Genomic DNA, 12,655 nt, shown 5'->3' on the forward strand with positions numbered 1-12,655 from the left:
TGCTCGTCTCAAAGCAAAGGACTTCTCGAACAGACGCTCTATGGACACTTCTCCCTGCTGCTTGGCTCCAAAACCGTCCGAGGTTCATGGCCGGTGCTGAACTTGAACAGCTCATCCCAGCGTGACATCTCTCCCGAGTGCCGAACAAGACAGGTCGCCGTCGCTTCAATAGCTATCAGGGGTAGATCTCGAACACTAGCCAGTAAACCCGGGGGCAACAGCTTATGATTCGACCCGCTACGAAGTTAGCCACATCATTATTTGTGGCTTTCCACCTCTGCGTCATGACGCTCTTTGCCCTACCCATGAGCGGCAACTGGGTCGAGAGAATACGGGTCTATGTGAGTCCGTACATGCTCGCAATTGGTATGAACGAAACCTGGAATACGTTCGCTCCCAACCCGAAATCGGCAGAGCAATTTATGAAAGCCGTCGTGGTGACCTTGCGAGGCAAAACAGAGGTCTATCAGTTTCCTCGAATGGAAGACTTGTCGTATGCGGATCGCTACCGCATGGAACGCTTTAGGAAGTTTGAGGAGAGTGTGGTTTGCGGGGATTGTAACGGACTATGGCCGGATGTCGGGCGCTATGTAGCACGCCGATCCGGAACTCCGATGGACCCCCCGGACAGGGTGGTGTTGGTGAAGTTCGAGTCGGCCATCGATCCAAATCATGGACTCCTGGGTGAAGACGAGCATGCCGTACCAACGGTGTTGGGCGAGCTTTCCGTGCAGCCTGAGGATTTACAGTGAAAATGCAGGATCTCCGCCGGAAAGCCGACGCTTTCTTCTTTCAACCCATTTCGCCCTATCCGCTCGCTGCATACCGAATCCTATTCGGCACTTGCGTTGCCACCACTCTGCTATTGCTCCACCGAGACTGGATGGCGTGGTTCGGCATGCATGGCTGGGTAAGCCCAGAGACAATTCACAAGGCGGAAAGCGGATTCCGACTGAATGCCTTTGACCTCTTGCCGAACGATGATGGATGGGTCCGCCTCTGCTTCTGGATCTTTCTGTCCGCTTCACTCGCTTTGGTTCTTGGATTTTGCTCCAGGCTTAGCAGCGCTATCGTGTTCCTCGCGCTCAATGCCCTCAACCAGCGCATGCCGCTCATCTTGCACGGAGGGGACACCTTCCTGCGAGCCGCCGCCTTCTTCCTCGTCTTCTGTCCTTCGGGTATGGTGTGGTCTGTGGACGCGCTGATTCGGAAGCGACGCCACATATTACGACCGATTACCATCAAACCTTGGGCTCAACGACTGATCCAGTATCAGCTGGTCCTCATCTATCTTTCGTCTTTCCTATGGAAGATCAAAGGCGAACCTTGGCGAAGCGGGACAGCACTTTTCTATGTCTGGCATCTTCGGGAACTCCAGCGGTTCCCAGTTCCAAGCCTATTTCACAACAGCGCAGCCGTTCACATCGAGAGTTGGTCCGTTCTCGTTTTCGAACTTGCATTTCCGCTCTTGATTTGGCTTAAGCGTTTCCGTGTCTCTCTGTTGACCATAGGCATACTCTTCCATCTCACGCTGGAATACGCACTTAACATCCCGATGTTCCAGTGGGACATGCTTTCTGCCTATGTACTCTTTGTCGATCCATACGCGCTCGAAAGAGGGATTCGGCACTTCTTCAAGGTATGGAAGCGAAGACAAGTCGGCACCGCTTAGCGGGTGCAGCGCTTGATCCTAGGAGGTGTTGATCCTGAGAGCCGTGTGCGCCGCGTAGGTTTTGCGATTCCTATGTTACGTACTCTTGCCACGCATAACGACACTTTTGCTTGTTCCGAATCTCTGAGCTCTTCACACCTCGCTCACTTCTTGAGTAGAGTCGAGTAAAGCAATCGCGGATCGATCGCGAACAACCCTGTCGCTAGACTTCATCGCGCTCTTTCACCCAACCTGGAGAGGCGCTGTTCAACTGACACCGTCATCCAGCCTAGGAAGGTAATGCGTGAAGGCGCATCCGAGCGGATGTACGTGCAATAGACGGATGATTACGGGAGAAGCTCTCACGCATGACGGTCTGCGCCCAGGAGACACGACTGTGCCACAACTTGATCGACAGATTTCGATCGCATGGATGCAGCGGTCCGGATACGCAGACGACTTCACTCTGTGCATTGATCGGCGCGCGCGTGTTGATGCTTGCGGTCGGCAGGAGAGTCCCTGCATCAACGTAGTCTTCAGAGTACATAACGGCTCAAGCTGAGTCATCCCGCTATCTTGGCCGGGTGATGTAGATCACTGTGGCACAGAGACACCAGCGGAGTCAGCCACGATCGCACCATTGTTCGCGGAATAGACGATGAGAGTGTTGAATTGAGCGTCGTCGGAACACTTTGAAAAATCGAGGTGTACCGGGACTGTCAGTTGTCCATGCTGGGGGATCGACCCGGCCATCAAAGGCAGTGCACTGAGCACTTTCGGTTGGCAGGTTTCTTTTCCGCTTGATTGTGTGCGGGCAAGAATATTGATCTGTGGATTCAATGCAGTCTGGTACCCAGAGTTGACGATCTGCAGCGTCCACACTCGATCGTTCTCTGGCCCATTTTTCCCCACCAGTGAAGCGACCAGGCTACTCGACCCAATAGGGGGGGGCACGGCAATCCGGTCTAAAGCTGGTGCATCGAAGTCGTGGCTTGTGAACCGAAGTTCGTTCTTACCATCCTTCAAAACGACTGGGACCACGGTGGTCGATGGCGTAACCTTACTCGATCCGTTTAGATCGATGTTGATCTCTTTACCGCCATTGATGGTCAATAACACCGAATGCTGGCTGGCAGTTACAAAATCAATCTCAAGCTCATAGACTCCGCCTGACGGTGCATTGACGTTTGGGAAGGTCACGGCGTTCTCATCATTCTGCTCAATGCTTGAGACTTGAGCTCCGCCGGAGCACATCAGGCAGGAAGATGCGGTTTCAGTTCCTGACAATCGCGCCAACTCCGCTTCATAGGACCTGGAAGATGGCGAGCCCACAAGGCTGCCGCTCCCAACCGAGATACGGTCCAGATCGGGTGCAACGCCTGAGGCATTGCCGAATCGAATTGAGTTGTAGCCCGTCTTTAGCTCAAGGGGAAGGAAGGAGCTTGACGGCTGATTGGCACTCCCTCCGCTTACCTTAAGCGCCTGGGGTTCTCCATCGTTGACTTGGAAGATCAGATCACTGCTTCCGCTGGCTACCGGGTCTATCTCGACGCGGTAGATACCAGCCCTTTCGGTATAGATGTTGTTGAGAGTCAAGGTATTTTCGATGCCTAGTCCGAGCTTCACGACTTTGTTGCCATCCGAACAAGGCTTACACGCTAAGAACTGCGTGGAGCCTTGCGCGAGGCCGAATTCTGCCTCATAGCGCGCTGTGCCTGCAGGCGCGACAACTCCCTTGGATTCAACTTTCAAGAGGCGTGCGCTGTGCCCCAATACAACTGTCCTGAAGCCTTGGTCAAAGCCCCCAAGATCGGTGTGAGACCAAAGGTCTCGGACGTTTGGGGACGTCAGGAAGCCGATCGTATTCCAATCGATTGAGACGGGGGTCGGAAACGCATTCAAGTTGAACAGGGCGACGTTAAAGCTACCGTCGTCTTGCTTGGCGACCCACACCGGTGTCATGCCCCCGACTACTTATGCGGCAGGCCGTCCGGATTGGTCCACTGCGAGCACTTCGTCATTGGTGAGTCGCTGTCGGCTTACTTGGTCCAAGGCGATCAGGTCGCCACCTAGGTACATGGGCGCGTTTGCCATCGCCCAAAAGGTGATTAGGGACTCCTGTTCCGCGGGACTTAGTCCGCCCGTAGCGGAGTCTCCTATAACTAAGGGACCAAGATCGTTCCACCCCGTCAGAGGACCTGCCGTATTCTGCCAAGACACCAGGTCATAAAGCTTCTGGGAACTCAGTGGCCAGTTGGTGATCGTGGGGCAGCTGCCCGCGCATTCAAGGTTGCCTGCGATACGACGAGCGTTGGCATAACGCTCCCAAGTTGGCAGATAATCCTGATCCAGAGCAGATGAGACCGTAAACCATATCGGTCGACCGTTCTGGGTGATCGCCGTGCCCCAGGCGGCCACATCAGCCTGATTGTCGACAGACTGATTGAGGGTCGAGGGTCCGACGCCATCGAGCACAACCGCGTCCACGCCCCACGCGGCAAACAAACTCAAGATTGAGGAGACGTATTCTTGTGCACCGGATCTTGTGTAGTCGATTTTGTAGTCGGGCAGAGACGAAGTTGCGACAGAGGCCACGCAATTCGTAGTCGAGACACATCGGCTCGAAACGAGCGACGTGGAGGTTTGGGCCTGATTGCCGACTGGAGTATTTGAACTCGACGTGGTCCCACTGGGTGGAGAAAGGGTGTTCCCGATGGCGTATGGGACGGCCAGAATGTCCTTGAGGTGGTACGTAGTATCGAGGATCTGCGCGTTCGATGAGACGGCAGCCTGCGGCACTCCTGGACTCCATGTGATACCTACTTGCTGCCCATTTGAATGGATGTGCCTGATTAACGCCTGAATATCAGGGAATCGAGACGTATCAGGAAGGGGGCGTCCATTCGAGTCAAAGCTTCCTTGCCACCCGGAGTCGATATTGATGTAGGTGAACCCATGAATGCCCAAACCGGAAGATTGGAGGGCATCTGATTGCGCCGCGATGTTGGCCTGCGTCAGGAAGCTGCTTGAAAGAGATTGCTGACTGGAACTGCTCCATCCGAGATACGGCTTCTGTCCGATCCCGGGCGTCTGAGTGGCCGCTGGGACGCTCGACATCAGAAACAATAACGCAGCGGCCAAACTCCAGGGCCGGCTAAAATTATCTTTCAAAGTGAACGACATCGCGATCATAAATTCCTCTGCAGCCAGTCCCGTACTGGATCCTAAATAGTTGCGGCTGTGTGTTTCGTTTCAGCTGCAGGCCGCCCGGCCAGCCGGATTGACGCGACACAAACTTTTGGGACTCGCCAATTCGTTGTTCCGGGCCATCGATTGGACTTCGCCTCTCTTCAGAATGTGAGCCTTGAGCTAGATTAACTTTCCGCGCACGAACAGAGAATGGTTTAGGGCTTGCAGTTTGTCGACAGCCTATACAGAAGTTGTGGCTACCGCTATCTCGATTGAAACGGCGCTTTATCGGGTCCTTGGGATATAGGCGCGTCCAGCGCTGCGCCCATCAAGAGAATCTCATTCCACGCTTTTTTATCCGGCTAATAACGTGATTTCATCTGATCCCACATTCGATATCTGGTGGTGGCGGGCGAGGAGATCGGAACTGAGTCCACCGTTCAGGAGAGGAACCGGACGTTTGGTGATGCGAATGTAGTCTGGACTTCCGTTGTCCCACGTTTCCACGCTAGGCCACTTCGTATAGAGGCTTCACGCGCGGCCAGCTACACTTACTCTCCACAGCCATCGCCAACCTTCCGAGTGAGGTAAGGCATTCGCAGCCATCGAGGAAGTACTTCAGCTCCTCCCGTGGAGGAGCTGAAGCACCAAAGTGGAAACCTTAGCCCAGCTTTGCGATCTGCAAAGGATCGCCGAAGTAGACCTCTAGGCGACGGAATTGAATGCGCCAGCCTTCGGGAGTGCGAACGAGTTCATCATGGAAGGCGCCCGAGGCATTGTAGTGAACGTTGAAATTGTTCTCCTTCTTGCCGCGGTGTGTCGCGAAGAAGTCGGTTCGCGCCTTCGCGGTGTCCCCAGTGAGTGTCACGATCGGCAGACTCAACATGTGCTGCCAGTTGGAGAAGCCGCTCATGCTGCCAGGCGTCGCCCCATCTCCGCGCATCCACTTGGCGAGGTCACGGTAGGAACCCTTCGTTCCGCCTGCGGCGCTGTAGTCGACCGTGCCGTCCTTGGCGAAGGTGTTATCCCATTGTTCCAAGATGTTGGAATCCTCGCCTTGGTGAGCGTCTTGTCCCTGCGAGTAACGCGAGATGGTGTCTTGAATCTCTTGACGATCCAAAAGCTGCTGAAGAAGAAGTTCGGTGTTCTTGGTGTTTTCCATTGTGGTGATTCCTTCCTGTTGATGGATTTGAGAATCGGTTGAGTCCAGACGACAAGCGAGTCTGAGCACCGCATCACTTACAGGGTGGCCACCCGTCACTGATAAGATTAGGTTTTTGGTATACAAAGCACAAGAACTTACTAAAAGGTGTAATACTCACCAAAAGGTAACCATGAAAGCTAAAGATGCGGCACTTTCTCGTGCGTGTTCCGCGCAAGAACTCGAAGATGCGCTTCACGTTCTTGACGGCCGATGGAAGACCCTCATCATCTACCACCTCTTCACTGCACCGGTTCTCCGGTTCTCTGACCTGCAACGAGCTATCAATGGAATCTCGCAGAAGATGCTCATACAGCAATTGAGAAATTTAGAGGACGACGGGGTGATCTTCCGTAAGGTCTACCCCGTTGTCCCTCCGAAGGTGGAGTACGGTCTGACAAAAGATGGCTTGGCCCTACGCCCTGCTCTCCAGGCGCTTCAAGATTGGGCGAAATCAAGGACCTCCTTCAAAGTCTGAGCGCGGCGGTTCAGCCCATTACTCGCTGTAGATGGGCTTGTACTCAAGCGACGTGACGAGTGTGTCGACTGATTCTGGCTTATCGATCCGTGCAAGGCCGAGTTCGAAGATTTTCTCCGCAGACTTCACAGCGGTCACGTGTGAAACCTTCTGCACGTCCGCCTGCTCCGGGAAGAGAATTCCCTTGGCAAGTTGCTCGTCTGTCACCTGATCCGCGGTCGCCTTTGCGGCAGCGATGAAGATCTCATCGGGAACATGCTCTGCCTCAGTAGCTACGATAGCCATGCCAACAGCCGGGAAGATGTAGAAGTTGTTCGCCTGGCTGGGTTCGTAAGTCTTGCCATCGATCGTGACGGGATCAAATTGGACACCTGCTGCGTAGATAGCCTTCCCCTTCGAGAACTTGTATGCGTCCTCTGCCGTGCATTCAGCGTGCTCGGTGGGATTGGACAGCGCGAAGATCACGGGACGCTCATTGAGCTTCGACATCGCCTCGATCACCTGTTGCGTAAACGTTCCACCCACGGTGCTGACGCCGATCAGAATTGTCGGCTTCAGCTCATTGATCGCCGCGACCAGATCTTTCGTTGGTTGAGCCGGATGCGCATAGGGCAACTGATCTGGTGAGAGGTCCTTCCGAGATGGTTCCAAGAGCCCGTTCACATCGAATAACGAGATCCGTTCTCGTGCTTCCCTCTCACTGAGCCCTTCGAGCTTCATTGCGGACGCGATCATATTCGCGATCCCGATGCCGGCTGAACCAGCGCCAAAGAACAGAACCCGCTGGTCCTTGAGATCTCCCTTCGAGATTTTCATGGCGTTGTACAGTCCAGCGACGGTCACACTACCCGTACCCTGAATGTCATCGTTGTAGCAGCTGATTTCAGTGACATAGCGAGCCAGCAAGCGCAGGGCGTCCGTGCCCTTCCAGTCTTCAAAATGAATGCAGCATTTCGGAAACCGCTCTTGCACAGCATCAACGAACTCCTGAACAAAGGCATCGAGCTCGTCCGTGGTCGGTCGCTTTTGCTTCAGGCCCAGGTACAAGGGATCGTTCAGCAACTTCTCGTTGTCAGTTCCGCAATCGAGCAGAACAGGAAGCAGGACATCGGGTTGCACCGCAGCGCAAGCAGTGTAAAGTTGCAACTTCCCAATTGGGATCCCCATACCGTTTGTCCCGAGGTCGCCCAATCCGAGGATGCGTCCGCCTGTGGACACGCATATCACTCGCACATCTCCCACGGGCCAATTTTTCAGTACTTCTTTCAACTTGCCTCGTTGATCCATGGAGAGGTACATCCCGTTCGGCTTGCGGTAGATGTGCCCAAACTCAAGACACGCCGTGCCGACCGTGGGATCGTAGACAATCTTCAGAAAGCGAGCAGGATCCGTCGCCAGCACTGCGAAGAACAGGGTTTGGTTATCATCCGCCAACTGGGCCAAATAGATGTACTGCTCCAAGTCGTTGTTTTTCTTGCTGAGTTGGTAGAGGCACCGCTTTACTTGGTTTTCCAGTGTCTCAACTACCGGGGGCAGGAGGCCGACCAGGCCTTTCTCTTCGCGCTCGGCCTGATTGAATGCGGTGCCGCGGTTTTCTTTGGGATCTTCCAGTAGTGCAATGCCGGTCAAGCTATTCATAGTTTTTCTCCTGAGGATCGAGTTGAGGTTGACTTGCGAGAAGGCGGTTTTAAGGGGTTCGAGCTAGACGCCGAAGTTCAATGTGGTGTTGCCGACCATGGTGTGCGGTTTGACCACCTCATCGAATTTCTTCGCATCGATCAGACCTGTCTTGATCGCAGCTTCGCGCAATGTGGTGCCATCATCTTGAGCGGTGTGGGCGATTTTCGATGCGTTGTCATAACCGATCACGGGGCTCAGAGCGGTACCCAACATGAGCGAGTTTTGGACGTACTCACTCACTTTCTTTTCGTTGACCTCGGTGCCTTCGACCGAAAATACGCGGAGCTTCTCGCTTCCGTCGGCCAAAATTCTCGCGGAGTGAAGGAAGTTGTTGATGATAATCGGGCGCATTGCATTCAACTCGAAGTTGCCTTGAGAGCCTGCGAACGCCACCGCTGTATCGTCGCCAATTACTTGAATGCAAATCATCACGATCGCTTCGCATTGGGTCGGGTTGACTTTGCCGGGCATGATCGACGATCCGGGCTCATTGGCAGGAAGGAGTAGCTCCGCAATCCCGCAGCGAGGGCCAGAAGCGAGCCAGCGCATATCGTTTGCAATTTTCATCAGCGGAACTGCAAGTCCCCGGAGCGCTGCATGGGCGGCAACCATCCCGTCGAGCGAGCCTTGGGCCTCAAACTTGTTTGGAGCTGTGATGAACGGGTATCCAGTAAGTTCCGCAATCTCGGCTGCAATCTTCGTCCCGAAGTGCTCCGGAGTATTGATTCCCGTTCCAACAGCCGTTCCGCCTGCTGCAAGTTGATAGAGTCCTGGCAATGCTGCTTCAATTCGTTTTAGCGCCGAACGGATCTGCACAACATAACCGGACCATTCCTGCCCGACGGTGAGAGGCGTAGCGTCCTCCAGGTGCGTTCGTCCGATCTTTACGATGTGCTGCCACTGGTTGGCTTTGTTTTCGATCGCGGTCAGAAGCGCGCTGACCTTTGGGATCAGGATTTCTTTGAGTTCTTTCACCGCTGCGATATGCATCGCGGTAGGAAAAGTGTCATTGGAACTCTGCGACATATTCACATGGTCGTTTGGGTGTACGGGATCCTGAGCACCTACCGTCCCATTCGCAAGTTGAATGGAGCGATTGGAGATGACCTCGTTCACATTCATGTTGCTCTGTGTGCCGCTTCCGGTTTGCCACACGTAGAGCGGAAAGTTCGCGTCGAGCTTGCCTTCGATCACTTCGTCGGCGCTCTTCACGATCAAGTCCGACTTTTCTTTCGGAAGCAGGCCAAGACGCTCGTTCACAATCGCAGCGGCCTTCTTGACATACCCGTAAGCGTGATAAACCTCGACGGGCATGTGGTCATTTCCGATAGAGAAGTGAATCAGAGAACGCTGTGTTTGAGCTCCCCACAGGCGATCTGCTGGCACCTTCACCTGCCCCATCGAGTCGAACTCGATTCGCCACCGACCCTCCTCAAGGACATCCCCTGGCTTGAAATGTCCGTCCACGACCTGCGTATCTTCGACCATTGACATCTCGACACTCTCCTCTCGTTCGTTGCTGATTCTTCGTCGGAAAAGGAAGGGAACTTCATACTGCTGCCCTTCGACGGATCTAGGTGCCTTTAGGGTCGGTTTCGGCTGCGCTGGTGTCCATCAGTTCATCCTCGTCCGAATCACTATGCCCAGGACCTCGATGCTCCATGAGGCGAGACCAATCAGCCAACATATCGATCAGCTAGCACGTTGGTTCTCGGAGTGACGGCATGATTCCGTACTCGACGTGCCGGACTGCAGCTTCGAACTCTTTGCGCTCAACGATCCCGTCTGCTTCGAGTGCATGTAGGGTGTCGATCAGCATCTTCTTCGTCGCGCCCGCGACATTTCGCTGAAGCTCACTGATCCTGACGGGCCGATCTCGCATCTCGACAAGGACCTTTAGCTTCCACTTACCGTATAGAACCGAAAGTGTCCAAGTAGCACGGGGGATTTCTTCTTCTTTTCTTCTTGTCACTGGCTGACGGTCCTCAGGTGATCGTTGGGGAACTTCTGAGACAGACGAAGCGAAACGCCTCAAATCGCGGCAACGCCACGAAGCCATGCTGGTGCGCTGGCTCCGTAGGGCTCCAGCTGGAATGCCGATGGAAGACTCAGGTTGGAGAATCGGATGGGCGAGGCAAGGAAAGAGAGCGGCCCGTAAACCGTGTCGATTGTGGTCAACGTCGGCGGGTGCTTGTCTTCGCTCGGCACATTCGCTTGCTCGTCGAGTGGTAGCAATCCTAGCTCTTGAACCCACATCGCGCTTCTCGAAAGAGACAGCTTGACGTTGTATGACCCACCCTCAATTGATCGGCGAAGCAGCGCCGCCATCGTGCCCGCGGCAGCGAAATAGCCTGTCATCAGGTCTGCGAGGTAAAATACTGGCGAGAACCTAGGTGGGCCGTCTCCGCCTTCGCGCACTGCGAAACCAGAAGCGACTTGGCCATTCTGATCGAACCCGGGGCGGTCAGTCCAAGGGCCACTATGGCCATATGCGTTTGCAGTCATGCAGACGATGCCGCGCTCGCTCCTTGATGCCAACTCCTGTGGCGTGAGGCCAAACTTCCTATTCACTGCATTGCGGTACGTTGTTGCGAACACATCTGCCTGCGAGGCGAGTCTGTGCATCGTCGCAAGTTCGTCTGGATTGCGGAGGTCTAAATAGGCGCACCGTTTTCCAACGTCTACCCCGAGGTGCTGCGCAAGAGTGTCGGGATAAGCCGGAGCACTCACGTGGAGCACCTCCGCGCCATACTCTGCGAGAGAGCGAGTGCTCCTGGGTCCAGCCAAGACGTGCGTAAAGTCCAAGACTTGGATGTTCTCTAAGGGAGACGCAGCTCCAGAGAATGGGATTGGGTCTCCGTCCGCTATCTTTTCGATCTCGATGACCGGGACCTTGCTCAGAAGCGCGCCCTGCTCCGTCTTCAGCCACTCCTCGCGACCAAAAGCACGGCAGCAGGGCAAGCCGGCAACGGCAAGCGCGTCTTCGAGATCCTTTGCATTCCATTTGTCGATCTCGCGTGCGATCGACTTCTTGTTATTGCCGCAATCGAAGAAGTCGAGATACCCCTTCAAGAGTTTGGGGTACGGTGGTCCAGCTTCGATCATCACGTGCCGACCATCTTTGCACTGGAAGATTCCATTCGTCTCAACGAATTCAGCCCCGACGTTGATTGGGTGTCCAGCCTGGCTGACATAGTGGGTCGGGTGAAGGAAGTGCAGCGCATCAAAGACGCCTATTTCAATGTCTGTGGACTGCCCCGTCTTGGCGGCCCAGATGGCTGCACCTGCAGCGCCAATCAGCAATTGCGCGGTAGCTGAGGCTTCGCCAAGTTTATGAGGAGAGCGAATGATGGGATCATCCCCGACCATCGTGGCGTCGCCCTTGAAATGATGAGCAAGCTGGAGATGCTCCAGTAAAGAAGAGAATGCAGACAACTCACCGCTTAGGTGTGAACGCTTAGCCTTAGACTGCTTCCCCGGCATGATGAGCTCCCTGTTGTGCCTGTCCTACTGAAGATGCTCGCAAAAAGCTTTCGCGAGACAAGAGGCTATTGATTGCTCTATGAGATGGCGCAGTCTGCGCACCTCGCGTGTCCAAAGATGTAGGAATGGGTCTATACATTCGGATATCCGAAATGCCGAGAATGCATCGACTCAATGTCTTCTATGACGGAAGGGAGCCGTTGAGAGCAGGTAGACCTGTAGCGAGTGATCTTGGGGACCAGTGACTCCCAAAGAGGTCGGAGCAAACCGAAATTGATAGCCGACCTCTAGCGCCCAGTCCCGGCCCATACGCGTCCCGAGCGCACCGTAGGTCACATCTGCATTCAGCAGATCACGCTTGAGACTGGCATTCGTATAGACCTCGTTATAGGCAACGAAGTAGTGCCCTGTCGAAGTAGAGTTGCTGAACGGGATCTTTGCCGTTAACCGATAGCGTGCTCGTTGACTAAAGGCAGTGGGTTCAAATTCGCCGCCATTCGGCCCCGTCGCTCTCCAACGTTGCTCTATGCGGAACCGCTGAATGAGTTCCGGAACGGAGCCTTCGCGGTTGCGCAATCGTAGCGCGATCTGATGTTGCTCGAAGAGCCGCTTTTCAACCTGACGTTGGTCGGCGGGTGTTGGGCCAAAGCTCCCATCGTCTGTGGCATGGGTCCGAAAAAACGTGTAGGCGACCAGGCTTTGATGGGAACGGTTTTCGAGGAGGGTCAACCCAGGCCTGAGCTCAACTTGCTCAAACTGAGATAAGTCGAATGTTCTTCTGCAGGAGCCCTCCGCATGAATTGCCCAATGGGTAGAAATGGGCTGATCGCCGAAGTAGCTGAACCAGGCGCTTCGACTTGTTCCTCCCATTTGCGCTGCACTTGTATCAGACAGGAAGATAAGAGTTGCCAGCATTAAGCCCAATGCCGTTCTCATGCACGATAGAAGTCACGGAGGGCATTGAGTACTCCAT

General features: G+C 54.6%; 11 protein-coding genes. 3 read left to right on the top strand and 8 right to left on the bottom strand.

What is annotated here, in order from left to right; translation table 11 throughout:
* Positions 1-284: 284 nt before the first annotated feature.
* Both ACIX9_RS15575 and ACIX9_RS15580 read left to right on the top strand, forming a co-directional pair.
* Positions 285-752 carry a hypothetical protein gene (locus ACIX9_RS15575; protein ID WP_198152107.1) on the top strand — a complete coding sequence of 156 codons (468 nt, stop codon included), beginning with the start codon at positions 285-287 and terminating at the stop codon, positions 750-752.
* Positions 753-754: 2 nt separating this feature from the next.
* Positions 755-1,672 (top strand): HTTM domain-containing protein, encoded by a 918-nt coding sequence (locus tag ACIX9_RS15580; protein WP_013581454.1) that lies wholly within the window; start codon positions 755-757, stop codon positions 1,670-1,672.
* Positions 1,673-2,245: 573 nt separating this feature from the next.
* Here the strand turns inward: ACIX9_RS15580 and ACIX9_RS15585 are convergent.
* The 3 genes from ACIX9_RS15585 to ACIX9_RS15590 form a co-directional block, all read right to left on the bottom strand.
* Complete coding sequence (locus ACIX9_RS15585; RefSeq protein ID WP_049789330.1) at positions 2,246-3,613, bottom strand: CBM35 domain-containing protein; 1,368 nt, start codon at positions 3,611-3,613, stop codon at positions 2,246-2,248.
* 12 nt (positions 3,614-3,625) lie between these two features.
* Positions 3,626-4,843, bottom strand: a complete 1,218-nt coding sequence (locus tag ACIX9_RS23980; protein ID WP_049789332.1) for a glycoside hydrolase family 27 protein — start codon at positions 4,841-4,843, stop codon at positions 3,626-3,628.
* A 658-nt stretch (positions 4,844-5,501) separates the two neighbouring features.
* The gene (locus tag ACIX9_RS15590; protein ID WP_013581455.1) at positions 5,502-6,002 is read right to left on the bottom strand and encodes a nuclear transport factor 2 family protein; all 501 of its coding nucleotides are present in this window, start codon (positions 6,000-6,002) and stop codon (positions 5,502-5,504) included.
* A gap of 172 nt (positions 6,003-6,174) precedes the next feature.
* Here ACIX9_RS15590 and ACIX9_RS15595 point away from each other — a divergent pair, with 172 nt between their 5' ends.
* Positions 6,175-6,519, top strand: a complete 345-nt coding sequence (locus tag ACIX9_RS15595; protein ID WP_013581456.1) for a winged helix-turn-helix transcriptional regulator — start codon at positions 6,175-6,177, stop codon at positions 6,517-6,519.
* A gap of 18 nt (positions 6,520-6,537) precedes the next feature.
* Here ACIX9_RS15595 and ACIX9_RS15600 read toward each other — a convergent pair whose 3' ends face one another.
* The 5 genes from ACIX9_RS15600 to ACIX9_RS15620 all read right to left on the bottom strand — a co-directional run bounded on the left by ACIX9_RS15600 (position 6,538) and on the right by ACIX9_RS15620 (position 12,618).
* Positions 6,538-8,157 (bottom strand): NAD-dependent malic enzyme, encoded by a 1,620-nt coding sequence (locus tag ACIX9_RS15600; RefSeq protein WP_013581457.1) that lies wholly within the window; start codon positions 8,155-8,157, stop codon positions 6,538-6,540.
* Between the two features lie 63 nt (positions 8,158-8,220).
* Positions 8,221-9,693 carry a class II fumarate hydratase gene (gene fumC, locus ACIX9_RS15605; RefSeq protein ID WP_013581458.1) on the bottom strand — a complete coding sequence of 491 codons (1,473 nt, stop codon included), beginning with the start codon at positions 9,691-9,693 and terminating at the stop codon, positions 8,221-8,223.
* A 202-nt stretch (positions 9,694-9,895) separates the two neighbouring features.
* Positions 9,896-10,258 carry a winged helix-turn-helix transcriptional regulator gene (locus ACIX9_RS27760; protein ID WP_083808463.1) on the bottom strand — a complete coding sequence of 121 codons (363 nt, stop codon included), beginning with the start codon at positions 10,256-10,258 and terminating at the stop codon, positions 9,896-9,898.
* Positions 10,231-11,682, bottom strand: coding sequence for a CoA transferase (locus ACIX9_RS15615; protein WP_013581459.1), 1,452 nt, complete (start codon positions 11,680-11,682; stop codon positions 10,231-10,233). Before ACIX9_RS15615 ends, ACIX9_RS27760 begins: the two co-directional genes overlap by 28 nt.
* Before the next feature lie 171 nt (positions 11,683-11,853).
* Positions 11,854-12,618, bottom strand: coding sequence for a DUF2490 domain-containing protein (locus tag ACIX9_RS15620; protein WP_083808464.1), 765 nt, complete (start codon positions 12,616-12,618; stop codon positions 11,854-11,856).
* Positions 12,619-12,655: the final 37 nt, after the last annotated feature.

Source organism: Granulicella tundricola MP5ACTX9 (assembly GCF_000178975.2).
In the GTDB taxonomy this organism is placed as follows: domain Bacteria; phylum Acidobacteriota; class Terriglobia; order Terriglobales; family Acidobacteriaceae; genus Edaphobacter; species Edaphobacter tundricola.